The sequence below is a fragment of the Mycobacterium sp. genome (genome assembly GCF_035314665.1).
Taxonomy (GTDB): domain Bacteria; phylum Actinomycetota; class Actinomycetes; order Mycobacteriales; family Mycobacteriaceae; genus Mycobacterium.
In genome coordinates, this window is record NZ_DATFZD010000127.1 from 1 (window position 1) to 23,409 (window position 23,409).

A 23,409-nucleotide genomic window follows, 5' to 3' on the forward strand; every position below is an offset into this window, starting at 1 on the left:
CGGCGATGCCTTCTCCACCAGCAGATTGCCGAAGCCCCAATTGGACGTCATCGCACAAGGAATCTTCGGGGCGATCACATCAATTGCCACGCAGTGGCTTCTCGATCATCGCCGACGCCCTCGTGCACAACTCATCGACGCAACCTATGTGCTCGTCCTCGCGGTCCTTGATCAGCTACCACATGCGCGATAGTGACACATTGCCGTTCCCGATGTGGTCGGGTGCCGGTGGGCCCACATCGCCGAGGGCCGCGGCGGGTGCTCACTTCGGCGCGGCCTCGATCTGTGCAGCGGCCCGGTTCAGACGATGCTCGGACATCAGTCGGCAGCGCTGAGGCTCGACACCTACGCTGACCTTTTCCCGGATGATCTTGAGGCTGGCGTCAGCGGCTCTGGCCCAGGCTCGACAGGCCGCTCTGGAAGCTACTGCGGACCAACTGCGGACCGGAACCGAACAACGCCCCCAGCCGCAATGCCCGGCAGGCCTTCTGATCTGCCAGTTTCTAAGTCGGGGTGGCGGGATTCGAACCCACGACCTCTTCGTCCCGAACGAAGCGCGCTACCAAGCTGCGCCACACCCCGCCTGAAGCCACGACAGCGTATCGCACCGACCCGGCGATTCGCCAAAGCGGACGGCGTCGGCGACAACGGGCCTGGCCGGCGGCGCTGTGCGGATCACATCCGACCCGGTCAGGGGATTTGCCCCATAGTTCGGCGTGGAATAAGCGGGATGTCGGCGACCTTGAATAAAGTAATTACCGCAGGTCGGTGCGATGGAAGCGAGGGAATCATGACGGTGTTAGGCGCCGTGGTGTTCGGCGGATTCCTGGCCCTGGGCGTGCTTTGGCTGCTGATGACCGCTCCGGGCAGCGATATCGACGAGGCCTGGGCTCAATCCCAGTGGCCCGACCGTTCGAATTCGGTCAGGGCCGCGGCGGGTGCGGAAATGTCCAGTTCGTGGGTCTTGACCCACTCGTCGCAGAAGCAGGTGTCGGCGTAGCGGTCGCCGCTGTCGGCCAGCAGCGTGACCACCGAACCGCTGCGGGCGTCGGCGATCATTTCGGCGAGCAGGCCGAAAGCTCCCCACAGGTTGGTGCCGGTCGAGGCGCCCACGCGACGGTTCAACACCGCACTGGCGTGGCGGGCCGCCGCAATCGACGCCGCGTCGGGAACCGACACCATCCTGTCCACCACCTCGGGCAGGAAAGATGGCTCGACGCGTGGCCGGCCAATACCCTCGATACGCGACGACGCCGAAATAACGATGTCCTAGCGAGATTCGGCGAAGGCCGGGTAAAACGCGGAGTTCTCTGGATCGACCACACATAGCCGGGCGGCATGTCGCCGATACCGGATGTAACGGCCGATCGTCGCGCTGGTTCCCCCGGTGCCCGCGCCGACCACGATCCAATCCGGAATCGGATGCTTCTCGTCGCGCATTTGGGCGAATATCGACTCCGCGATGTTGTTGTTGCCGCGCCAATCGGTGGCTCGTTCGGCGTTGGTGAACTGGTCCAGATAGTGTCCGCCAGTTTCGTTGGCAACCCGTTCCGCCTCGGCGTAAAGGTCGCTGGAGCTCTCCACGAAATGGCAACGGCCGCCTTGTGATTCGATCAACGCGACCTTGGATGCACTGGTCGACGCGGGCATCACGGCGACGAACGGGAGGCCCAACAGCGCCGCGAAGTACGCTTCCGACACTGCCGTCGATCCCGACGACGCCTCGACCACCGTGGTGCCCTCGTCGATCCAACCGTTGCACAGCGCATAGAGGAACAGCGAGCGGGCCAACCGATGTTTGAGGCTGCCGGTGATGTGCGTCGATTCGTCTTTGAGGTAGAGCTCGATACCGGCCTCGTCCGACCAGGCTGACGGCAACGGGTAGCGCAGCAGGTGAGTATCGGCTTGCGATGCGCGTCGGCCTCGATCAGTCGGATCGCATTGCTGGTCCAGGCGCGTGGCCGGCTACGAACTGCGACCCGGGCCGGTGAGCTCAACGCGCTGAATACGTCGGCTGCGACCGGCTCAGATCGCGGTGTGAGTCGCGACCGCCGATGGGTGCCGCGATCAATGTCAGCAGGGTGGCTTCGGGCCTGCAGCAGAACCGCACCGGGGCATACGGCGAAGTGCCGATCCCGGCGGAGACGTGCAACCGCATGCTGGCTCCCCAGCGTGATGGGCCCTTGGCGCGGGACCGGTCCAGACCCGAGTTGGTAACCAGGGCTCCGTAGAACGGCAAGCACAGCTGTCCGCCATGGGTGTGGCCGGCCATCACCAGTTGGTAGCCGTCGGCGGCGAAACGGTCCAGCACCCGGGGCTCCGGCGAATGGGTCAGCCCCAGCCGCAGGTTGGCAGCCGGGCTAGGCGTCCCCGCGATCGCGTCGTAGCGATCCCGCGCGATATGCGGATCGTCCACGCCTGCGGCTGCGATGTGCAGTCCCGCCACCTCGAATTCGCGACGATTGTGGGTGAGATCCTGCCAGCCGCGCTCAGTGAATGCCGCCCGCAGGTCCTGCCAGGGCAGCGGTTGACCGTGCACGCGATGACCCGGGTTCGTGAGGTAGTTCAGCGGGTTCTTCGGCCGCGGTCCGAAATAGTCGTTGCTGCCGAAGACGAAAATACCTGGTAGCGAAAGCAGCTCGCTGAGGCTCTGGATGACCGCGGGCACCGCCTTGGGGTGCGCCAGGTTGTCGCCGGTATTGACGACCAGGTCTGGCTCCAAGCTAATCAGTTCGCGCAGCCACGCCTGCTTGCGGCGCTGACCGGGTCGCATGTGAAGGTCGCTGATGTGCAGCACCCGCAGCGGCGACGAACCCGGGTCCAGCACGGGCATGGTCAGCTCTCGCAGCACAAACGCGTTGCGTTCGATGATCGAGGCGTAGCCGATGCCGGCGACGGCCGATCCGAGCACAGCGGCGCCGGTACTTTTCAGAGCAGACGTGGCGGAAGGCATGCAGGCTAGCCTACTGCCGCGCACCGGGCGGCAGCATGGACACACGTTGTGAAACCGCCTATGGTGGCGTCCCGGCCGCCGGCGGGGGCGGCGCCAGAATCGGAATCGTGATCGGCGGGAGACCCGGGATCTCGATGACCTGCGAGCCCACCGGCGCCGGAGCGCTGGGACCACCCGGGCCGAAATCGGGTGGCGGCGCGGGCGGGATGCCGTTACTGGTTTGAATGGTGATCACCGCACCCGGGATCGTCTGGCCGTTGGGTGAGGTTCCGACGACCTCGCCGTACTTCGCGCTGCTGTTGACCGACGCGGGCTGCTCGGCAACCTGGAAACCGGAATCCTTCAAACGCTGCCGCGCGCCGTCCACGTCGAGACCCGCGACGCTCGGGACGTGCGAACCGGGACCACCTTCGACGTATTGCGGATCAGTCGGCGGCAGGTGCACGTCGCCGTAAATCGTGGCGATCGGCTTCATCGCGGTGAACCACGTGCGAGCCGGCTCGTTGCCGCCGTAGAGGTTGCCATCGCCGCAGCGTCGCAGCGGCGACGAGCACAGGTCCGACGGTGAAGTCGAATCGTCGTAGATGTAGTTGGCCGCGGCGTAGTGGTTGGTGAAGCCGACGAAGCCTGACGACCGGTGTGCCTCGGTGGTGCCGGTCTTGCCGGACACCGGCAGGTTCCACCCCGCCGCACCGGCGGACCCCCCGGCGGTGCCGCCCCCAAGCGCGTCCTTGCTCATCGCGTTGGCCAGCGTGTTGGCCAGCCCCTCTGGGACCGCCTGCTCACAGGCTTGGGTGTTGACGGCGACCTCGTTGCCGTTACGGTCGATCAGCTTGTCAATGGGGCTCGGTGGGCACCAGGTGCCGCCGGAGGCCAGCGTCGCCGCAACATTGGACAGTTCCAGCGCGTTCAGTTCGAATGGGCCCAGTGTGAACGACCCGATGTTCTGCCGCTTGATGAAGTCGGCCAGGCTCTCGTTGCTTTCAGGGTCGTAATCGCGAGCGCTGCCGGGATCGGCGTAGGACCGCAATCCGAGCTTGATCGCCATATCGACCGTCCGCTGTACCCCAACCAGCTGGATCAGCCGGGCGAACGCGGTGTTGGGCGACGTGGCCAGCGCATCGGTCACGTTCATCGACCCGCGATAGCTGCCGGCGTTGATGACGCACCAGGTGTCCTTGGGACAGCCCTTGGCGCCGCCGCTACCCATGCCCTTGGTCTGGAACCTGCCCGGCACCTCGAGTGTGGTGTTGATGCCCATGCCCATCTGCATGGCCGCGGCGGTGGTGAAGATCTTGAAGATGGACCCGGCGCCGTCGCCGACCATGGAGAACGGCTGCGGTCGCATGGTCTCGCCGGCCTCCATGTTCAACCCGTAGGTGCGGTTGCTGGCCATTGCCACCACTTTGTGCGCGTTCTTGCCGGGCCTGATCACGCTCATCACGCTGGCGATGCCCTCGAGGGTGGGGCTGGCGTAGGTGTCGATCGCGTGCTTGACCGGCTCCTGCGCGTCGGGGTCCAGTGTGGTGCGGATCAGGTAGCCACCCCGGGCCACCTGGTCCTTGCTGATCCCGGCGCGGGCGAGGTAGGCCTGCACGTAGTCGCAGAAGAAAGCCCGATCGCCCGCCGCGATGCAGCCACGTGGAAGCTCCTTAGGCTGCGGCAAGATGCCCAGCGGCTCAGCCTTGGCGGCCCGCAGCGCATCGGCCTCGTTGGGCAGGTTGTCGATCATGGTGTCCAGGACGAGGTTTCGCCGGGCCAGCGCCCCGTCCGGGTTGGTGTAGGGATTCAATGCGCTGGTCGACTGCACCAGGCCGGCCAGCAGGGCGGCCTGCTGCCAGTTCAGGTCGGACGCGTTGACACCGAAGTACGTTTGCGCCGCGTCCTGCACGCCGAAGGCGTTGTTACCGAAGGACACCAGGTTCAGGTAGCGGGTCAGGATCTCCGGTTTGGTGAAGGTCTTGTCGAGGGTGAGGGCCATCCGGATCTCGCGCAGTTTGCGCGCCGGCGTGGTTTCGATGGCCGCACGCTTTTCCGCGTCGGTCCGCGCGATGACCAGTAACTGGTAGTTCTTCACGTACTGCTGCTCGATCGTCGAGCCACCACGGGTATCGACGTCGCCCGAGGCGTAGCCGGCCAGCCCGGTCAGCGTGCCCTTCCAGTCGACGCCGTTGTGCTCGGCAAACCGCTTGTCTTCGATCGAGACGATTGCCAGCTTCATGGTGTTGGCAATCTTGTCGCTGGGTACCTCGAACCGGCGCTGCGAGTACAGCCAGGCGATGGTGTTGCCCTTTGCGTCGACCATCGTGGTGACCGCCGGGACTTCACCCTCGAGCAGTTGCGCCGAGGCGTTTCCGACGACTTCGGAGGCCCGGTTGGATACCAGCCCGACGCCGCCGACCACGGGGAACAGCAGGGCCGCGACGACGACGCTGGCCAATAAACAGCACCCCGCGAGCTTGGCGACTGTGATCGCAGTCGTGGGGCGCTCCGGCATGGCTACTAGACTAGCGGCGCTCCGTGAGAGGTTGCCCCGAGAGTCGCGCTCGCGGTATTTTACGAGTCATTACCGCTCAGGTTTCTCTCAGCCGCAGCTCAGGGCCATTTCAGCCGTCGCTACGTCCCATTTCAGGGGCCCTTTCATGATCGGACTGCACGGTCGTCCCAAAAAAGGGGATATCGGACTGTTGCGTAATTGATACCTGACCACGTAGCTTATGCACACAGTGAGATACAGGTAACACCGACGTGCACAGTGTGGCGCAGATCGCATCGGTGGTTCTGGATCTAACACGGAGCCACCGCAAGGTGGCAGGAGCGAAGGGGAATCGCTGGTGTCAGGTACACGGACCGCAGTGCGCAGGACGAGCGCAACGCAGACAAGCAACATCCTGTATGGAGCTGACTCTGAGTCGAGGATCGCCTGGGTTTCCAAGGCGCTATGCCGCGCGGCTGATCCGGATGAGCTGTTCGTTCGGGGGGCCGCGCAACGCAAGGCCGCAGTGATCTGCAGGCATTGCCCGGTAATGCTGGAGTGTGGCGCTGACGCGCTGGACAACCGTGTCGAGTTCGGTGTGTGGGGCGGGATGACCGAACGCCAGCGTCGGGCGCTACTCAAACAACACCCCGAGGTGGTGTCCTGGTCGGAGTTCTTCGCTGCACAGCGCAAGCACCGCAGCGTTGGCTAAGTAGCCGTCCGACTAGCTACCGCGGCTTCTCAGCGGGCCGCTGTGCGGCCCGCATCGTCACCGACCGAAGCCTGATTGGCCGGCTTCTCAGCGGGCCGCTGCGCGGCCCGCATCGTCACCGACCGAAGTCATCTGGTCGGCGATCGCACGCAGCGCCTCCAGATCGGAGACGTCGAACGGCAGCGACGGCACCCCGACAATGGCCACGTGGGGGTTGGCGCTGGTGAAGCGGGACAGCAGCCGGATCTCGCGCTTGGACGTCGCCGCGCGCTCGGCGTGGATCTGCAGAACGGCTGTTGCTAACGCCTTTGTGCCGTTGGTTGATTCCTGCTCACCCTCGAGCGTCTTGGCTCCGTCAATGGCCCGCTCAACCGGCAAGGAACACAACATCGGATGGGTTCGGTTGAGGATGAGGCCGGCCAGCGGCATGCGTTCCTCCGAAAGCCGGTCCACGAAGAACGACGCCTCTCGAAGCGCATCGGGCTCGGCGGCCGAAACCACCACGAACTGGGTACCGCGGCGCTTCAACAGCGCGTAGGTCCGGTCCGCTTTCTCCCGGAAGCCGCCGAACGTGGCATCCAGCGATTGGACGAAACCCGCTGCGTCGGAGAGCATCTGCGAACCGAGGATTGTTGATAGTGCCTTCATCGCCAAGCCGACCGCGCCGGTGACGAGCCGCCCGATCCCGCGCCCGGGCCCCAACAGCAGCCGCCACAATCGGCTATCCATGAAGCTACCCAACCGTTGCGGCGCGTCGAGGAAGTCCAGCGCGTTGCGCGACGGTGGGGTATCCACCACGACCAGATCCCAGCGGTCCTCGCTCAGCAGCTGGCCGAGCTTCTCCATCGCCATGTACTCTTGCGTGCCGGCCAGTGACGTGGCGACCGTCTGGTAGAACTGGTTGTCCAAAATCGCCTGCGCCCGATCGGGTCCCGAATACTGGATCACCATCTCGTCGAATGTCCGGCGCATGTCGAGCATCATCGCGAACAGCTCCCCGGGCACTTCCGGTGCCAGCGGCACGCGTTGCGGGGAATTGCCAAGGTCGTTGATTCCCAATGCTTGTGCCAGCCGCTTAGCTGGGTCGATCGTTAAAACCACTACCGTGCGGCCATATTCGGCTGCGCGCAGCGCCATCGCCGCGGCGGTGGTGGTCTTGCCGACCCCGCCCGCGCCGCAGCACACCACCACGCGGTTAGAGGTATCGGTCAGAATCGAGTGAATATCCAGGGTCGGCGGCGTGGTACTCATCGAACTCCCTGCTGCGCAAGGGATTCGGAGAGCTCGTAGAGGCTGCCGAGGTCGACGCCGTCGGCGATGGTCGGTAGCTCCAGGCGTGGCACCTTCAGCTCGTCGAGCTGCTCTGCGCTTGCGGCTCGTGCGGTGATCCGGGTGGCGTGCTGGATGGTCTCGGTCAGCAGGCCCGCGAATTCCGCATCGCCCAGCTTGATTCCGGCGGCCGCCAGGCCAGTCCGCACCGCGTCTGCGTCGACATCGCCCTCGGCGGCTTTGACGAGATCGTCGGGTTCCAGGTAAGCGGCGATGTTGCGGTTGACGATCACGCTGCCAATGGGCAGGCCCAGCCCCTGCAACTCGTCGATTGCCTCGATCGTCTCCTGCATCGGCAGCGCCTCCAGAAGGGTCACCAGGTGGATGGCCGTTTGATCAGAGTGCAGGAGCTTCACCACACCTTCGGCCTGCGAGTACACCGGGCCGCCCTTGGCGAGATCGGACACCGCCCGGGTGACGTCCAAAAACCGTACGATCCGGCCGGTCGGAGGCGCGTCGACGACAACCGCGTCGTACACGGGCAGCTTGTCCTTGCCGACGCGGATCACCGATTCCTTGATCTTGCCGGTGAGGAGAACGTCGCGCAGGCCGGGCGCGATCGTCGTCGCGAACTCGATCGCCCCGATGCGTCGCATCGCCTTACCTGCGAGACCGAGGTTGTAGAACATGTCGAGGTACTCCAGGAACGCGGCTTCGATATCGATCGCCAGCGCGTTGACCTGACCACCATGCTCGGCACTCGCGATCTTGAGCTCTTTGTAGGGCAGCGGCGGCACATCGAAGAGTTGTGCAATCCCTTGGCGCCCTTCGACTTCGATGAGCAAGACCCTGCGCCCACCGGACGCGAGAGTCAGCGCGAGCGCGGCGGCCACCGTCGACTTGCCGGTACCGCCTTTGCCGGTCACGAAATGCAGTCGGGCCTTCGACAATCGCGATGGCCAACCGACGGTCTTGCCGCCGCTCGGTGAGGTCGCCACCAGTGCATGCTAACTACCCTGCCCGGCTCCTCCTCCCGCAGCTTCGCTGCGCACATCGTCGCCGGGCGCCAGAAGCTTGTGAGGCCCTATCGATAAGCTCGGGATATGAGCCAACCCACCACATGGGAGTACGCCACGGTCCCCCTGTTGACGCACGCCACCAAACAGATCCTCGACCAGTGGGGTGCCGACGGCTGGGAGCTGGTTGCGGTGCTGCCGGGGCCGACCGGCGAGCAGCACGTCGCATATCTGAAACGCCCGAAATGAGTGCGTCTGCCCGGCTGAAAGAGCTGGGTATCGAACTCCCCGAGGTGGCCAAGCCGTTGGCCTCCTACGTTCCCGCGGTGCGCAGCGGCAACCTGGTGTACACATCGGGCCAGTTGCCGATGCAGGCCGGCCAACTGGCCGCGACCGGCACGATCGGAGCGGATGTCACCCCCGAGCAGGGCAAGGCGCTGGCTCGCATCTGCGCGCTCAACGCGCTGGCCGCGGTCGATTCGCTGGTGGGCATCGATGCGGTGACCCAAGTGGTCAAGGTTGTGGGATTCGTCGCGTCTGCAGCCGGATTCAACGGTCAGCCGGGCGTGATCAACGGCGCATCGGATCTGCTTGCTGAGGTGTTCGGCGACCACGGCAGCCACGCCCGCTCGGCCGTAGGCGTCTCCGAATTGCCGTTGGACTCGCCGGTGGAGGTCGAGCTGGTGGTCGAGGTCGGCTAATGGCCGTGATCGACGCCGCTGAATCGCTGACACATCCCGCATACGGCCGGCTGCGTCCGGTCACCGATACCGCCTCGGTGTTATTGGCCAACAATCCGGGGCTGCTGACGCTGGACGGCACCAACACCTGGGTGCTGCAGGGGACAGGCAGCGACGAGGTGGTGGTCGTCGATCCCGGCCCCGACGACGACGAGCACATCGCGAACATCGCCGGCTTGGGCCGCATCGCGCTGGTGCTGATCAGTCATCGGCACGGCGACCACACCGACGCCATCGACAAGCTGGTCGACCTGACCGCCGCGCCGGTGCGCTCGGCGGGCAGCGGATTTTTGCGTGGCCTGTCCGCCGAGCTGTCCGACGGCGAAGTGATCGACGCTGCCGGCCTGCGGATCACGGTATTGGCGACGCCCGGCCACACCGCCGATTCGCTGTCGTTCGTGCTGGATGACGCGGTGCTGACAGCGGACACTGTGTTGGGTCGCGGAACAACCGTCATCGACAACGAAGACGGCAGCCTGGCCGACTACCTCGACTCGCTGCAGCGGCTGCGCGGGCTGGGCCAGCGGACGGTGCTGCCCGGCCACGGACCGGAGCTGCCGAATCTGGAGGCCGCGGCGTCGGGATACCTGGCACACCGGGAACAACGGCTGGACCAGGTGCGCTCGGCGCTGCGGGATCTCGGCGACGACGCCACTGCGCGCCAGGTTGTCGAGCACGTCTACGTCGACGTCGACGAGGAGCTGTGGGGCGTCGCGGAATGGTCGGTGCAGGCGCAGCTGGATTATCTGCGTCGCTAAGCTCGCGCGCTTACCGCGCGCGCCTGGCGAGCCTCTCGGAGTCCGAGATCAGCACGCTCTTGCCCTCGAGGCGAATCCAGCCCCGGTGGGCAAAGTCAGCCAGCGCCTTGTTCACCGTCTCACGCGACGCGCCGACCAGCTGGGCGATCTCCTCTTGGGTCAGGTCGTGGGTGACCCGCATCGCGCCACCCTCCTGGGTGCCGAAACGCTGGGCGAGCTGCAGCAGCTGCTTGGCGACGCGGCCCGGCACGTCGGTGAAGATGAGGTCGGCCAGGTTGTTGTTCGTGCGTCGCAGCCGGCGGGCCAGCACCCGCAGCAGCTGCTCGGCGATTTCGGGTCGATCCGCGATCCACGCCCGCAACGCGTCGCGATCCATCGACACCGCGCGCACCTCGGTGATGGTGGTGGCGCTGGAGGTGCGTGGCCCGGGATCGAAGATCGACAGCTCACCGAACATGTCGGACGGACCCATGATGGTCAGGAGATTCTCCCGGCCATCCGGTGAACGGCGGCCGATCTTGACCTTTCCGGAAATGATGATGTACAGCCGATCACCCGGCTCGCCCTCCGCGAAAACCGTGTGTCCGCGAGGGAAGTCGACAGGCTGCAGTTGCTTGGTCAGCGCGGCGACGGCGCTTGGTTCAACCCCCTGGAAGATTCCGGCCCTCGCCAGGATCTCGTCCACGTTGCCCCTTAGCTATTTGACCGACTCTGCTAGGCACAGGCTCAGTGCCCGCGTCGGTTGACGGGCAGACCCCGCAGTCTCGAGGTCAGCCATCAACTCAACGTGCCAACGCTACACACGATTGGCATGCTGAGGCGGCCCAAATTGCCGATTCGCCTGCGAATGGTTATGCCGCTGTCTCGGCAAGCCAGCATGTTGAGGGGCGGAAATAAAGGCCGCCGTCAGCAACGGATCTGTGGCCGGGTCGGTGTCAACGAGTCGATGGGGCGATTCATCGCCGAAACGGCCCAAGCGGCGGTGCAGGCCGTCCAGGGCCACAGGCATGCCCTCTCGAGCCAAGGTGCGCATGTCGATCGGCTCGGCCTGCTCGAGAAATTCCGCGACATCGCTTGCCGTAACCGTGTCCTTTTCTAGGCCCGATTCCAGCCGTTCAAGCCCGAAAGTAGCCAGCATCAGCAACCCCGGGATGAATGCCACGAGCAACCAAGACACAAGGCGTAAGTAAACACGGCTAAGGTCTCAGCGTGATCACGAATTAGTACGCTGTCGAGAGTGAAAATGGGCAAAAAATCTCGCGCCGCCGCCCCAGTCTCCGGTGCCGCCGACGCAGCCATCGCCAGCCGTTGGTCGTCGGAGACCCGCTTGGGTTTGGTGCGACGAGCCCGCCGCATGAATCGCAAACTTGGACAAGCGTTTCCACATGTGTACTGCGAGTTAGATTTCACCACACCGTTGGAGCTGACGGTGGCAACGATCTTGTCAGCGCAAAGCACAGACAAGCGGGTGAATCTCACCACCCCGGCGCTGTTTAAGCGTTACCGCGCCGCGGTCGACTACGCACAAGCAGACCGCGAAGAACTGGAAACCCTGATCCGCCCCACCGGCTTCTACCGGAACAAAGCGACGTCGTTAATCGGGTTGGGACAAGCGTTGGTCGAGCGGTTCGACGGCGTGGTGCCGGCCACCATGGAAGAACTCGTGACGCTGCCCGGGGTGGGGCGCAAGACCGCCAACGTCATCTTGGGCAATGCATTCGACGTCCCCGGAATCACCGTCGACACCCATTTCGGGCGGCTGGTGCGGCGCTGGCGCTGGACCGCCGAAGAGGATCCGGTCAAGGTCGAGCACGCGGTCGGCGAACTCATCGAACGCAACGAGTGGACCGTGCTGAGCCATCGGGTGATCTTCCACGGCCGCCGGGTGTGTCACGCCCGCAAACCGGCGTGCGGGGTTTGCGTGTTGGCCAAGGACTGCCCCTCGTTCGGGACTGGGCCCACCGAGCCGTTGATCGCCGCCGCCCTGGTCCAGGGTCCCGAAACCGAGCATCTCCTGGCGATGGCCGGGTTGTAGCACGCCGTTGACGACTTTCACGCCTCGAACCGCCCGCTGGACCATCGCGGTGCTGGCGGTCGTCGCCGCCTTGGTCGCGGCGTTGATGATTGAGCTGCGGGATACCTACCACTTGTCAACCGCCCCACCGACCAGCTCCGGCCGTGAGCACCGGGACGCCGACACCCCGGCGGCGCTGGCCGGACCGCGCCAGCGTGCCAACCTCCCGCCGTGTCCGCACCCGGGCGCCGATCCCGGTCCGCCGGCGTTGCGTGGCGTGACCGCGCAATGCGCGGCCGACGGCTCGGTCGTTGACGTCGGTCCGGCACTGGCCGGGCACCGCGTGGTTCTCAACTTGTGGGCGTACTGGTGTGCACCCTGCGCGGCCGAACTCCCCGCGATGGCCGAGTACCAACGACGGGTCGGGCCGAACGTGATGGTGGTGACGGTGCACCAAGACGAGAACGAGACGGCAGCCTTGCTGCGGTTGGCGGAGCTGGGTGTCCGATTGCCGACTCTGCAGGATGGAAGCCGTCGGGTCGCGGCGGCGTTGCAAGTGCCGAATGTGATGCCCGCGACAGTGGTGCTGGGCTCGGACGGTAGCGTTGCGCAGACCCTGCCGCGCGCTTTCGCCACTGCCGACGAGATCGCAACTGCGCTTGGAGATCAGACGCGATGACGCACGGCGATGCGGCCCGCAGCGGGTGTCGGGGAGGCCGGGCAAGTGGACGAAGGAGGCGCCGGTGAGCGCAGGGGGCACTCCGCGATCGCGCGGTGGGGATCTCACCCATTCGCGGGAGTTGACGCCTGAGCTCGGCCCGTCCTGGCTGCGTCCACTGGTGAACAACCTCGGTCAGGTGCCCGATGCTTACCGTCGCCGCCTGCCCGCCGACGTGCTGGCGATGGTGACCGCCGCCAGGGCGACGGCCTCGCTCCGCAAAGACGGACGCGACGCAGCGGTGCTGGTGCTGTTTTCCGGACCGCCGTCGGACCAGGCCAACGGCGCTGCACCCGACTCTCTTCCCGAAGAAGCCGACTTGCTGCTTACGGTGCGGGCCTCCACGTTGCGTCACCATGCGGGCCAAGCGGCGTTTCCCGGCGGTGCGTCCGATCCCGGTGACGACGGGCCGGTGACTACCGCGCTGCGAGAGGCGCGCGAGGAGACCGGCATCGACACCGACAGGCTGCATCCACTGGCCACGCTGGAGCGAATGTTCATTCCGCCATCGGGTTTTCACGTCGTCCCGGTGCTGGCGTATTCGCCGGATCCGGGGCCGGTGGCCGTCGTCGATCGGGCTGAGACAGCGATCGTGGCCCGGGTTCCAGTGCGGGCCTTCATCAATCCGGCGAATCGGCTGATGGTGTATCGGCGCACCCTGACCAGTCGCTTTGCCGGACCGGCGTTCTTGTTGAACGAGATGCTGGTTTGGGGATTCACTGGCCAAGTGATTTCGGGGATGCTGGACGTGGCTGGTTGGGCTAAGCCCTGGGACACCAGCGATGTCCGCGAGCTGGATGAAGCGATGGCCCTGGTGGGCGACGGGGATGATGTGTGATGACCTCCTCTCAATGGCTCGACATCGCTGTGCTGGCAGTTGCTTTCATCGCGGCCATCTCAGGTTGGCGTTCGGGAGCGCTCGGTTCGCTGCTGTCGTTCGTCGGTGTGCTGCTCGGAGCGATCGCGGGCGTCCTGCTGGCCCCGCACCTTGTCGCCCACATCAGCGCGCCGCGGGCCAAACTGTTCGCCGCGCTGTTTCTGATCCTGGGGCTGGTGGTTGTCGGCGAGGTCGCCGGCGTGGTGCTGGGGCGCGCGGTGCGCGGCGCGATCCACAGCAACTCGGTCCGCTTCTTCGACTCGCTGGTCGGGGTGGCAGTGCAGCTGGTCGTGGTGCTGGTGGCGGCATGGCTGCTGGCGACGCCGCTGACGTCGTCGGCGGGTCAGCCCAGCCTGGCCGCGGCGGTGCGCGGCTCGCGAGTGCTGGCCCAGGTCAACGACTTTGCGCCGGAGTGGCTCAAGAGCGTGCCCAAACGATTGTCGGCGCTGCTGGATACCTCAGGTCTGCCGCAGGTGCTGGAGCCGTTCAGTCGCACGCCGGTCGTGGCGGTGGCCGCTCCGGACGCGACGCTGGCCAACAGCCCGGTGGTGGCAGCCACCCAACCCAGCGTCGTCAAGATCCGCGCAATTGCGCCAGGTTGTCAGAAAGTGTTGGAGGGCAGCGGATTTGTCCTCTCGCCAGACCGCGTGATGACCAACGCACACGTGGTCGCCGGCGCGAACAGCGTCACCGTGGAGGCAAGCGGCAATCCTTATGACGCCACCGTGGTGTCCTACGACCCGACCGTCGACATCGCGATCCTGTCCGTGCCCAACCTGCCGCCCGGGCCGCTGGCCTTCGCGAACACCCCGGTGACATCGGGCACCGAGGCAATCGTGATGGGCTATCCCGGTGGCGGGGGCTTTGTGGCAACTCCGGCCAGAGTCCGCGAACTGATCGAACTCAGCGGTCCCGACATCTACCGGAACGCGACGGTCAACCGCGAGGTATACACCGTCAGAGCCAGTGTGGAGCAAGGCAATTCGGGTGGCCCGTTAATCGATCTCAATGGAAAGGTGCTCGGTGTTGTGTTCGGCGCGGCCGTCGACGACAACGACACCGGTTTCGTCCTGACTGCCAAGGAGGTGGCCGATCAGCTGTCGCACATCGGCGACACCACGCCGGTGGCCACCGGGGAGTGCGTCAGCTAAGGGGCGACCTGTATACCCGCTCAATGAAGCGCGCCAGGTGACCGTTGACTTCTTGCGGCATCTCTTCGTGACTGAAATGTCCTGCGCCGGAGACTGATACGTAACGACCGTGTGGCGCGTAGCGCTGCGTTCGCTCCACCGGGTCGGCCAGCACGTACGGGTCGGCGTCACCATGAATGTGCAGCATCGGGATTCCAAACGGCCGATTCATCGACCGCATGAAGCGGCGGCCCTCTTCGCGCAGCTGGCTGCGCACCGCCCAACGCTGGTACTCCAGCGCGGAATGCGCCGCTGACGGAATTTGGATCGCTTGTCGCAGATGGCCGATCGTCTCTGAAAAGTCTTCGGAGGCAAGCCATTTAGCGCTGGCCCGGCTACGGACCAGCCGCTCGATTTCCTCACCGTTATGCCGGGTGAGCGCGCGCTCCGGCCAGATGGGCACCTGGTAGCGCAGCAGCGAGGGCAACAGCGCACGGCCCTGATCACGACGGGTCAGCGCCGAGCGGCGCAGTGCGGCGGGGTGCGGCGAGCTGACCACCGCGATGGCGCGGACCAGCCGAGAGTGCAGGACTGAGCTCGCCCAGCAGACCAGCCCGCCGTCGGCGTGGCCGACCAGAGTTGCCGACGTGTGCCCCAGCGCGCGGATCAGTCCGGCGGCATCCCCGGCGAGCGTCCAGCCGTCGTAGCCGCGGGGTGGTTTGTCGCTGCCGCCGTAGCCGCGCAGATCCACCGCGACCAACCGGGCTCCGCTCAAACCGCGCAGCTGGTGACGCCACGACCACCAGAACGAGCCGAAGCCGTGCAACATGATCACCAGCGGCTGCGCCGTCGGGGCGCTGCCGGACTTCCGGTCGGCGGCCGCCTCGACCACATGGAACCGAATGCCGTTGGCGTGCACGTCGAGATGGCGCCATGGCCCGTCGATACGGGTGATCGACGGATCTGGTGGGGCCATCTACCAACCCGAGGGGTCGGCGGGCGCCCCGCCTCGAGAACTGAGCGCGCGCCCGGAGCCCTTGTCATGACTCGGCGTGAAAGCCGACCGTGTCTCTTTGACCGATTCGATGGTCTGCTGCGGTCCGCGGATGCGGCGCACTTTCAAGTAGCCGAACAACGCCAGCACCACGGTAACCACCACCATGATCCCGAACACGATCAGGAAGGCGACCCAGCGCCACAGCCAGGTGTCGAGCAGTTCGGCGAGGAAAAAGAAGAAAAAGAAAGTCGAGTAGAACAGCACCACCATCGCCGCGATAAAGAAAACGCTGCCGGTGAGACCTTTCTTGACATCGCGGGTGATTTCCGAGCGGGCCAATTCGACCTCGGCGCGCACCAGCGTCGATATTTGTGCTGTGGCGTCTTTGACCAACTCACCGATCGACGGTTCGACGGACAGCGCGTGCGGGTCGGTCAGGGGAATCGTGGTCAGCGTGCGAGGGACCCCATCCTTGTGGTCGGCGTTCTTTCGATCTGGTTTGCTCACAGACGGTCCTCCCGGCTGAATCTGATTTGTCCGGCTCGCGGCCTATGTTGCCATGTGGTCGGGTGCCAGACGAGGCCAACCGGGCTGGTTAAGGATCGACGCCTGCGTGCATCGATCACGCTAGACTTGCGCCGCCGCTTCGAGCACGCGTGCAATCTTGTCGACGGGAGTAATGCGTTGCAGACCACGTATCGTCGGCTGCTTCGTGTGGTGGCGGCGTTGGTAACGATTGCATCGGTGGGCCTGGCCGGCCCGCACGGTGCGCCCGCACGAGCTGACGACAAACTTCCGCTTGGTGGCGGCGCGGGCATCGTGGTCAACGGCGACACGCTGTGCACGCTGACCACCATTGGCACCGACGGCAAAGGCGACCTGATCGGTTTCACCTCGGCGCACTGCGGTGGCCCAGGCGCGCAGGTGGCCGCGGAGGCGGCCAAAGACCGCGGCATCGTGGGAACCATGGTGTCCGGCAACGACAACCTCGACTACGCGGTGATCCAGTTCGATCCGGTCAAGGTGACACCGGTGGCCAACTTCGGCGGCTTCGCGATCAACGGCATCGGGCCGGATCCGGCCTTCGGCCAGATCGCCTGCAAGCAGGGCCGCACGACCGGCAACTCCTGCGGCGTCACGTGGGGCCCCGGCCAGGATCCGGGCACGATCGTCATGCAGGTCTGCGGACAACCGGGCGACTCAGGCGGCCCGGTTACCGTCAACAACCTTCTGGTCGGGATGATTCACGGCGCCTTCAGCGACAACCTGCCGGCCTGCATCATCAAGTACATCCCGCTGCACACCCCCGCAGTGGTTCAGTCCATCAATGCGATCTTGGCCGACCTCAACGCCAAGAACCGTCCCGGCGCAGGGTTCGTTCCGGTCCCTGCCTAGGTTGATTGGCCGGCTCCTCAGCGGGCCGCTGCGCGGCCCCATTGTCGACCGGCCGGTTAATCGGCAGCGCGGATCGCGTCGAACACGCCAGGATCAAGCAGCGTCGACGTGTCGCCGAGTTCGCGGTTGTCGGCGATGTCGCGCAGCAGCCGTCGCATGATTTTGCCGCTGCGGGTCTTCGGCAATTCGGGCACCACATGCAGCTCGCGGGGCCTGGCGATCGGTGAGATGACCCTGGCCACTTCGGCGCGCAACTCTTCGATGATCTCCGGTCCCTTGGTCTCGGCGTGATCGGCCTGCAAGACAACGAACGCGCAGATTGCTTGACCGGTGGTCTCGTCGGTCGCCCCCACCACCGCGGCCTCGACGACGGCAGCATGTCCGACCAGCGCCGATTCCACCTCGGCGGTGGAGATGCGGTGCCCGGACACGTTCATCACGTCGTCGATGCGACCCAGGATCCAGATCGCCCCGTCAGGGTCGTAACGAGCGCCGTCGCCGGCGAAATACCAGCCCTGCTCGGCGAACTTCGACCAGTACGTCTCGCGGAACCGGTCCGGATCGCCCCAGATGCCGCGCAGCATCGACGGCCAAGGCTGATCGAGCACCAGGTATCCAGTCACGTGCTCGCCCTCGTCGGTCGACGGCGGTGAAAGCTGGTTGCCGTGGTCGTCGACGATCCTCGCCGAGATGCCGGGCAGTGGCCTCATCGCCGAACCCGGTTTGGCCGCGGCGACGCCGGGTAGCGGCGAGATCATCGCCGCACCGGTCTCGGTCTGCCACCAGGTGTCGACCACCGGTGTGCTGTCGGCGCCCATGACCTTGCGATACCAGCGCCATGCCTCGGGGTTGATCGGCTCACCGACCGTCCCCAGCAGCCGCAGGCTGGACAGGTCGTGGGCGTCCGGGATCTCGCGGCCCCACTTCATGAAGGTGCGGATCATCGTCGGTGCGGTGTAATAGATTGTCGCACCGTACTTTTCGATGATCTCGAAATGCCGGTGCTGAGTAGGCGTGCTCGGGGTGCCTTCGTAGATGATCTCCGTCACGCCGTTAGACAACGGGCCGTAGACGCCGTAGGTGTGCCCGGTGACCCAGCCGATGTCGGCGGTGCACCAGAACACGTCGGAGTCCGGCTTGATGTCGAAGACGTTGTGGTGGGTGTAGGAGGCTTGGGTGAGATAGCCGCCGCTGGTGTGCACGATGCCCTTGGGCTTGCCGGTGGTGCCCGAGGTGTACAGCAGAAACAGCGGGTGCTCGGCATCGAAGGCTTCAGCACGGTGGTCCGCCGGCGCCGGGTCGACGACGTCGTGCCACCACACGTCGCGTCCCGGTGTCCAGGGGACGTCGACGCCGGTGCGCCGGACCACCAGGACATGTTCAATCGTGTCGGCACCTTCGACCGCTTGGTCGGCGGCGTCCTTCAACGACTCGGGCTTGCTGTGCCGGAACTGCCCGTCGGCGGTGATCAACAATTTGGCCTGTGCGTCGACGATCCGGGCACCCAGCGCGGTCGCGGTGAAACCGGCGAACACCACGCTGTGCAGCACGCCCAGGCGTGCGCAGGCCAGCATGGCGACGATTGCTTCCGGGATCATCGGCATGTAGATGGCGACGCGGTCACCGGCAACCAAACCTAGACCGGTCAGCGCGTTGGCGGCTTTGCACACCTCGGTCCGCAGGTCGCTGTAGGTCAGGGTACGGCCCTCACCGACCCGTTCGGCCTCCCAGTGGATCGCCACCCGGTCGCCGTTGCCGGCTTCGACATGACGGTCCACGCAGTTGTAGGCAACGTTGAGCGTTCCGCCCGTGAACCACTTGGCGACCGGGGCCGCCGACCAGTCCAGTACCTGGTCGAATGGCTTTGACCACGACAGCCGGTTGGCTTGCTTGGCCCAGAACGCCAGCCGGTCTTGCTCGGCTTCGCTGTACAACCCGTCGTGTGCGTTCGCCTCTGCGGCGAACTCCGCGGACGGCGGGTAAGACAGGGTCGCTGCATGGGTCTCGGTCACCTGGACGAGCGTAATCGGGATCGGTCGGCGTCATGTGCGGGCATCGCTGTCGTTAAGAAGAAGTTTGCTTGCCAAGCCGATGGCCGAACGCGCTTCAACCGGGGTCAGTTGTATTCGAGGCGCTCCAGGCAATACAGCCGCGCGGGGCTTTGGTAGGAGATCGCTTTGGTGCCCTCCGGACACAACCCGGTATCCGGGCTGCCGTCGATGCGTTTGACGACCTTGATAACCCGCTCCGAGCCACCGCAGTCGGCCACGGCAAACGTCGGGTTTTGAGCCGTGCCGGTCGCCGTATAGCACTGCCCCTGCTTGAGGTTGAGGATTAAGCACATCGTGGTCGTCGCGTCGTGGAGAAACGCGTACTGGGAGTCCTGAAGCTTTCCGTCGGGGCACATCGCCGAGGGACCGCCTTTGGAGGCGACCTCGAATATCGAGTCCGGCTTGTCGCAATCCTGCGGCGGTGCCGGGGCCGGATTGTCCACTCGCATACTGGATGCAGCAATGCATTGACCGACATTTGCGGAATGAGCCGAGCGTCCGGCCCGTGAGGCGGCATTGCCTATCTGGCTCACAATCCCTAGCACGCCCAATACCAACAGGATCGAGCCCACGACGATCAGCACTGTGCCCGGCGATCCACGTGGCGGCTGCGCCGGATAGCCGGCCGGGTAAGGCGGTGGGTAGGTTGGCGGCTGAGGAGAACCCGGCGGCGGATAGCCATACGGGTATGGAGCCGGCGGTGGGTAACCGGGAGGACCCATCGGGTTGCCACCGGGAGGCTGCCGGGTGCGTGACCGCCGCCGAAGACCGACGATCAACAGAATGATGCCCAAGATGGGAATTCCGAACATCCCGGTCAATTCGCCAATGTAATAGGCAGTCACGCCGGGATTGTAATGGTCACAGCGGATCGGAGGAGGACGCTTGCATCGGTTACCCATCGTGGCCGCGGCCGTGATGCTGCTGGCCGTCACACCGCTGGCCGGTTGCAGGGTCGGCAATGTGCGTACCGATGTGGTGATCGTCAACGCTGGAGAGCCGCAGAATCCGTTGATTCCGACCAATACCAATGACAGCAACGGCGGCCGTATCATCGACCGGCTGTTCGCGGGCCTGATGTCCTACGACGCCAAGGGCGCACCCGAACTGGAGGTTGCCCAGTCGATCGACACCAGCGATGACGTCAATTACCGGATCACCCTCAAGCCCGGATGGCTGTTCACCGACGGCACACCGGTGACTGCGCACTCCTTCGTCGACGCCTGGAACTACGGCGCGCTGGCCGCCAACGCCCAACTTCAGCAGAGCTTCTTTAACCCGATCGCCGGTTTCGACGAAGTAGCCGTGGCAAAACCGACGGCGTCCACGATGTCTGGGTTGCACATCGTCGACGACCACCAGTTCACCGTTCGCCTCAAAGGGCCGACCATCGATTTCAAACTGCGGCTTGGCTTTTCGCCGTTTTATCCGTTGCCGGCTGCTGCGCTCAAGGATATGGCGGACTTCGGTCAGCATCCAATCGGCAACGGTCCCTACAAATTCGCCGACGTGCCCGGGGGCGCGGCCTGGCAACACAACGTCAAACTGGATCTGGTGCCCAATCCCGGCTATCACGGCAACCGGGTACCGCAGAACAAGGGACTCCGTTTCGTCTTCTACGCCAACCTGGAGACCGCCTACGCCGACTTACTGTCGAGCAATCTCGATGTGCTGGACACGATTCCGTCCAGCCTGCTGTCGGTCTACCGCAGAGATCTCGGTGATCGTTACGTCAGTTCCCCGGCAGCGGCGAATCAGACCCTCGACACCCCGCTGCGGCTGCCGCACTTCGGCGGCGAGGAAGGCAGATTGCGCCGCCTGGCGCTCGCAGCGGCCATCAACCGGGCACAGATCTGCCAACAGATCTATGCCGGAGCGCGTGCGCCGGCCCGCGATTTCACCGCGAGTTCGCTGCCCGGTTTCGACCCGAACATCGACGGCAACGAGGCACTCAACTTCGATCCGGACCGGGCGCGCCAACTGTGGGCGCAGGCCGATGCGATCTCGAAATGGTCCGGCCGATACGCGATCGCCTACAACGCCGATGGTGGTCACCAGGAGTGGGTGGACGCGGTGGCCAACAGCATCAAGAACATCTTGGGCATCGACGCGGTCGGTGCGCCGCAGCCGACGTTTGCCACGTTTCGCACCCAAATCACCACGCGCAGCATCGCCACCGCTTTCCGCGCCGGTTGGCAGGGTGACTTCCCGTCGATGCTGGAATTTTTAGAGCCGCTGTTCGTCACCGGAGCGGGCGCCGATGACGTCGGTTATTCCAGCCCGCAATTCGACGCGGCGGTCGCCGCGGCCGAAGCCGCGCCGAGCCTGCCGGAATCGTTCGACCTGGCCAACGCTGCACAGCGAATCCTGTTGCGGGACATGCCCGTCGTGCCGTTGTGGTACACGGTCAGCGTGGCCGGGACGTCACCGTCGGTCAGTCACGTCGTGCTGACCTGGAATGGCCTGCCCGACTACGAGCACATCGTAAAGGCCTGAGATGGGTTGGTATATCGCTCGACGTATCGCGATCACGGTTCCGGTTTTTCTCGGTGCGACGCTGCTGATCTACGGTATGGTCTTCCTGCTGCCCGGCGATCCCATTGCCGCCTTGGCCGGGGACCGTCCGCTGAGTCCTGCGGTGGCCGCGCAACTGCGCGCCCAGTACCACCTGAACGACCCGTTCCTGCTGCAGTACCTGCATTACCTGGGCGGCATCGTCCACGGCGATCTGGGGCGCGCCTACTCCGGGCTGCCGGTCAGCGTCGTTCTGGCCCAAGCATTTCCGGTGACCATCAGGCTGGCGTTGATCGCCCTGGTAGTGGAGGCGGTGCTCGGGATCGGCTTCGGGGTGATTGCCGGGCTGCGGCAAGGTGGGATCTTCGACGCCGCGGTGCTGATCACCAGCCTGATCGTGATCGCGGTGCCGATCTTTGTGCTGGGGTTCTTGGCGCAGTTCGTGTTTGGGGTCCGGCTGGGGGTCGCCGCGGTCACCGTCGGTGATCAGCCGACGTTTGCGCGGCTGCTGCTGCCCGGTGTGGTGTTGGGGTCGGTGTCGCTGGCGTACGTGGTCCGGCTGACCCGATCGGCGGTCGCCGCCAATGCGCACGCCGACTATGTGCGCACAGCGACGGCCACCGGCCTGTCGCGGCCCAGGGTGGTCACGGTGCACATCCTGCGCAATTCGCTGATCCCGGTGGTGACGTTCCTGGGCACCGATCTCGGCGCGCTGATGGGCGGGGCGATCGTCACGGAGGGGATCTTCAACATCCACGGTGTCGGGGGCGTGCTCTATCAGGCGGTCACCCGCCAGGAGGCGCCGACGGTGGTGTCCATTGTGACGGTGTTGGTGGTGATCTATCTGGTGACCAACCTGGCGGTGGATCTATTGTATGCGGCGCTGGATCCAAGGATCCGCTATGGCTGACCAAGGCACCGAAGTGGATGGCGGCGCTGGATTTTGGCGTGACACCTGGCGCGGCTTGCGGCGGCGTCCGAAATTCGTCATCGCCGCCGCACTCATCCTGTTCTTTATCGTCGTCGCGTTGTTTCCGGCGTTGTTCACGTCGGCCGATCCCGGCTACGCCGACCCATATCAGAGCCTGCTGTCGCCGTCGGCGGCGCATTGGTTCGGTACCGACTTGCAGGGGCACGACATCTACGCCCGCACCGTCTACGGCGCCCGCGCATCGATCACCGTTGGTGTCGGCGCCACCGTGCTGGTTTTCATCGTCGGCGGGGCGCTGGGCGCGTTAGCCGGCTTCTACGGCGGCTGGATCGACGTGGTGGTCTCCCGCGTCGCCGATGTCTTCTTCGGGATCCCGCTGTTGTTGGCGGCCATTGTGCTCATGCAGGTGATGCATCACCGCACGGTATGGACGGTCGTCGCGATTCTCGCGCTGTTCGGTTGGCCGCAGGTGGCCAGGATCGCGCGCGGGGCGGTGCTCGCGGTACGCGGTAGCGATTACGTTATGGCCGCACAAGCACTGGGGCTGAACAGGTTTGGGATCCTGATCCGCCACGTGGTCCCGAATGCGCTTGGCCCGGTGATCGCCGTCGCCGCGATCTCGCTGGGGATGTTCATCGTGACCGAGGCGACGCTGTCCTACCTCGGTGTGGGGCTACCCCCGTCGGTGGTGTCCTGGGGTGGCGACATCAACGTGGCGCAGACGCGGCTGCGGGCGGGCTCGCCGATCCTTTTCTATCCCGCCGGGGCGCTTGCGCTTGCGGTGCTGGCGTTTTTGATGATGGGCGACGCGTTGCGTGACGTCCTGGAATCGACCTCACGAACGTGGCGGTCGTGACC

22 protein-coding genes, 1 tRNA gene and 1 pseudogene are annotated in these 23,409 nt (G+C 65.3%); 12 read left to right on the forward strand and 12 right to left on the reverse strand.

Annotation, left to right across the window (positions count from 1 at the left end; genetic code table 11):
* Positions 1–508 precede the first annotated feature (508 nt).
* The 4 genes and pseudogenes from VKI00_RS09980 to ponA2 all read right to left on the reverse strand — a co-directional run bounded on the left by VKI00_RS09980 (position 509) and on the right by ponA2 (position 5,450).
* Positions 509–582, reverse strand: a tRNA-Pro gene (locus VKI00_RS09980).
* Between the two features lie 309 nt (positions 583–891).
* A pseudogene (locus VKI00_RS09985) lies at positions 892–1,997 on the reverse strand (PLP-dependent cysteine synthase family protein).
* On the reverse strand, positions 1,994–2,953 hold the full coding sequence (locus VKI00_RS09990; protein WP_324437186.1) for a metallophosphoesterase: 960 nt from the start codon (positions 2,951–2,953) through the stop codon (positions 1,994–1,996). Before VKI00_RS09990 ends, VKI00_RS09985 begins: the two are co-directional and overlap by 4 nt.
* Before the next feature lie 58 nt (positions 2,954–3,011).
* Positions 3,012–5,450, reverse strand: coding sequence for a transglycosylase/D,D-transpeptidase PonA2 (ponA2, locus tag VKI00_RS09995; protein WP_324437188.1), 2,439 nt, complete (start codon positions 5,448–5,450; stop codon positions 3,012–3,014).
* Positions 5,451–5,787: 337 nt separating this feature from the next.
* Here ponA2 and VKI00_RS10000 point away from each other — a divergent pair, with 337 nt between their 5' ends.
* Positions 5,788–6,141 (forward strand): WhiB family transcriptional regulator, encoded by a 354-nt coding sequence (locus VKI00_RS10000; RefSeq protein WP_324437190.1) that lies wholly within the window; start codon positions 5,788–5,790, stop codon positions 6,139–6,141.
* Between the two features lie 87 nt (positions 6,142–6,228).
* Here VKI00_RS10000 and VKI00_RS10005 read toward each other — a convergent pair whose 3' ends face one another.
* Together VKI00_RS10005 and VKI00_RS10010 are read right to left on the reverse strand one after the other, a co-directional pair.
* Positions 6,229–7,392 (reverse strand): ArsA family ATPase, encoded by a 1,164-nt coding sequence (locus VKI00_RS10005; RefSeq protein ID WP_324437192.1) that lies wholly within the window; start codon positions 7,390–7,392, stop codon positions 6,229–6,231.
* Positions 7,389–8,411 (reverse strand): ArsA family ATPase, encoded by a 1,023-nt coding sequence (locus VKI00_RS10010; RefSeq protein WP_324437243.1) that lies wholly within the window; start codon positions 8,409–8,411, stop codon positions 7,389–7,391. Before VKI00_RS10010 ends, VKI00_RS10005 begins: the two co-directional genes overlap by 4 nt.
* Before the next feature lie 102 nt (positions 8,412–8,513).
* Between VKI00_RS10010 and VKI00_RS10015 the strand changes: the two genes are divergently transcribed.
* From VKI00_RS10015 to VKI00_RS10025, 3 genes are read left to right on the forward strand one after another with little or no spacing between them, the layout of a single operon-like run.
* The gene (locus VKI00_RS10015; RefSeq protein ID WP_005138621.1) at positions 8,514–8,675 is read left to right on the forward strand and encodes a DUF4177 domain-containing protein; all 162 of its coding nucleotides are present in this window, start codon (positions 8,514–8,516) and stop codon (positions 8,673–8,675) included.
* Positions 8,672–9,127, forward strand: a complete 456-nt coding sequence (locus VKI00_RS10020) for a RidA family protein (protein ID WP_324437202.1) — start codon at positions 8,672–8,674, stop codon at positions 9,125–9,127. Before VKI00_RS10015 ends, VKI00_RS10020 begins: the two co-directional genes overlap by 4 nt.
* A gap of 5 nt (positions 9,128–9,132) precedes the next feature.
* On the forward strand, positions 9,133–9,924 hold the full coding sequence (locus VKI00_RS10025; RefSeq protein WP_324437244.1) for an MBL fold metallo-hydrolase: 792 nt from the start codon (positions 9,133–9,135) through the stop codon (positions 9,922–9,924).
* Positions 9,925–9,934: 10 nt separating this feature from the next.
* Here VKI00_RS10025 and crp read toward each other — a convergent pair whose 3' ends face one another.
* Positions 9,935–10,609 (reverse strand): cAMP-activated global transcriptional regulator CRP, encoded by a 675-nt coding sequence (gene crp / locus VKI00_RS10030; protein ID WP_023368605.1) that lies wholly within the window; start codon positions 10,607–10,609, stop codon positions 9,935–9,937.
* A gap of 111 nt (positions 10,610–10,720) precedes the next feature.
* Positions 10,721–11,062 carry a hypothetical protein gene (locus VKI00_RS10035; RefSeq protein WP_324437246.1) on the reverse strand — a complete coding sequence of 114 codons (342 nt, stop codon included), beginning with the start codon at positions 11,060–11,062 and terminating at the stop codon, positions 10,721–10,723.
* A gap of 159 nt (positions 11,063–11,221) precedes the next feature.
* Here VKI00_RS10035 and nth point away from each other — a divergent pair, with 159 nt between their 5' ends.
* The 4 genes from nth to marP all read left to right on the forward strand — a co-directional run bounded on the left by nth (position 11,222) and on the right by marP (position 14,684).
* A complete protein-coding gene (gene nth, locus VKI00_RS10040; RefSeq protein ID WP_324437248.1) occupies positions 11,222–11,959 on the forward strand; it encodes an endonuclease III in 738 nt (245 codons plus the stop codon).
* Positions 11,960–11,966: 7 nt separating this feature from the next.
* Entirely contained in the window at positions 11,967–12,617 is a 651-nt protein-coding gene (locus VKI00_RS10045) for a TlpA disulfide reductase family protein (protein ID WP_324437228.1), read from the forward strand.
* A gap of 64 nt (positions 12,618–12,681) precedes the next feature.
* Positions 12,682–13,494, forward strand: coding sequence for a CoA pyrophosphatase (locus tag VKI00_RS10050; protein WP_324437230.1), 813 nt, complete (start codon positions 12,682–12,684; stop codon positions 13,492–13,494).
* Complete coding sequence (gene marP / locus VKI00_RS10055; RefSeq protein WP_324437231.1) at positions 13,494–14,684, forward strand: acid resistance serine protease MarP; 1,191 nt, start codon at positions 13,494–13,496, stop codon at positions 14,682–14,684. The genes VKI00_RS10050 and marP overlap by 1 nt, the downstream gene beginning before the upstream one ends.
* On the opposite strand, the gene VKI00_RS10060 is transcribed toward marP, so the two are convergent.
* Positions 14,677–15,639 (reverse strand): alpha/beta hydrolase, encoded by a 963-nt coding sequence (locus VKI00_RS10060; RefSeq protein WP_324437233.1) that lies wholly within the window; start codon positions 15,637–15,639, stop codon positions 14,677–14,679. The two genes, marP and VKI00_RS10060, sit on opposite strands and share 8 nt — an antisense overlap.
* Complete coding sequence (locus VKI00_RS10065; protein WP_324437235.1) at positions 15,640–16,167, reverse strand: phage holin family protein; 528 nt, start codon at positions 16,165–16,167, stop codon at positions 15,640–15,642. It lies immediately after the preceding gene.
* 177 nt (positions 16,168–16,344) lie between these two features.
* Here VKI00_RS10065 and VKI00_RS10070 point away from each other — a divergent pair, with 177 nt between their 5' ends.
* Positions 16,345–17,055: a S1 family peptidase gene (locus VKI00_RS10070; protein ID WP_414687163.1), complete on the forward strand. Its 711-nt coding sequence runs from the start codon at positions 16,345–16,347 to the stop codon at positions 17,053–17,055.
* A 56-nt stretch (positions 17,056–17,111) separates the two neighbouring features.
* On the opposite strand, the gene acs is transcribed toward VKI00_RS10070, so the two are convergent.
* A complete protein-coding gene (acs, locus tag VKI00_RS10075; protein ID WP_324437236.1) occupies positions 17,112–19,067 on the reverse strand; it encodes an acetate--CoA ligase in 1,956 nt (651 codons plus the stop codon).
* Between the two features lie 104 nt (positions 19,068–19,171).
* A complete protein-coding gene (locus VKI00_RS10080; protein ID WP_324437238.1) occupies positions 19,172–19,951 on the reverse strand; it encodes an LppU/SCO3897 family protein in 780 nt (259 codons plus the stop codon).
* Positions 19,952–20,024: 73 nt separating this feature from the next.
* Between VKI00_RS10080 and VKI00_RS10085 the strand changes: the two genes are divergently transcribed.
* Genes VKI00_RS10085 through VKI00_RS10095 form a run of 3 tightly spaced genes read left to right on the forward strand, consistent with a single transcriptional unit; the run spans position 20,025 to position 23,407 of the window.
* Positions 20,025–21,602, forward strand: coding sequence for an ABC transporter substrate-binding protein (locus tag VKI00_RS10085; RefSeq protein ID WP_324437252.1), 1,578 nt, complete (start codon positions 20,025–20,027; stop codon positions 21,600–21,602).
* A 1-nt stretch (position 21,603) separates the two neighbouring features.
* Positions 21,604–22,530 (forward strand): ABC transporter permease, encoded by a 927-nt coding sequence (locus VKI00_RS10090; RefSeq protein ID WP_324437240.1) that lies wholly within the window; start codon positions 21,604–21,606, stop codon positions 22,528–22,530.
* Positions 22,523–23,407 carry an ABC transporter permease gene (locus tag VKI00_RS10095; protein WP_324437242.1) on the forward strand — a complete coding sequence of 295 codons (885 nt, stop codon included), beginning with the start codon at positions 22,523–22,525 and terminating at the stop codon, positions 23,405–23,407. Before VKI00_RS10090 ends, VKI00_RS10095 begins: the two co-directional genes overlap by 8 nt.
* Positions 23,408–23,409 lie beyond the last annotated feature (2 nt).

What these genes read in the sequence shown, in the direction of transcription:
- VKI00_RS09990 (WP_324437186.1), bottom strand. Translation starts at nt 2,953, where the DNA reads ATGCCTTCCGCCACGTCTGCTCTGAAAAGTACCGGCGCCGCTGTGCTC.
- VKI00_RS10005 (WP_324437192.1), bottom strand. Translation starts at nt 7,392, where the DNA reads ATGAGTACCACGCCGCCGACCCTGGATATTCACTCGATTCTGACCGAT.
- VKI00_RS10090 (WP_324437240.1), top strand. Translation starts at nt 21,604, where the DNA reads ATGGGTTGGTATATCGCTCGACGTATCGCGATCACGGTTCCGGTTTTT.
- ponA2 (WP_324437188.1), bottom strand. Translation starts at nt 5,450, where the DNA reads ATGCCGGAGCGCCCCACGACTGCGATCACAGTCGCCAAGCTCGCGGGG.
- marP (WP_324437231.1), top strand. Translation starts at nt 13,494, where the DNA reads ATGACCTCCTCTCAATGGCTCGACATCGCTGTGCTGGCAGTTGCTTTC.
- VKI00_RS10015 (WP_005138621.1), top strand. Translation starts at nt 8,514, where the DNA reads ATGAGCCAACCCACCACATGGGAGTACGCCACGGTCCCCCTGTTGACG.
- VKI00_RS10060 (WP_324437233.1), bottom strand. Translation starts at nt 15,639, where the DNA reads ATGGCCCCACCAGATCCGTCGATCACCCGTATCGACGGGCCATGGCGC.
- VKI00_RS10020 (WP_324437202.1), top strand. Translation starts at nt 8,672, where the DNA reads ATGAGTGCGTCTGCCCGGCTGAAAGAGCTGGGTATCGAACTCCCCGAG.
- VKI00_RS10095 (WP_324437242.1), top strand. Translation starts at nt 22,523, where the DNA reads ATGGCTGACCAAGGCACCGAAGTGGATGGCGGCGCTGGATTTTGGCGT.
- VKI00_RS10035 (WP_324437246.1), bottom strand. Translation starts at nt 11,062, where the DNA reads ATGCTGGCTACTTTCGGGCTTGAACGGCTGGAATCGGGCCTAGAAAAG.
- VKI00_RS10085 (WP_324437252.1), top strand. Translation starts at nt 20,025, where the DNA reads ATGCTGCTGGCCGTCACACCGCTGGCCGGTTGCAGGGTCGGCAATGTG.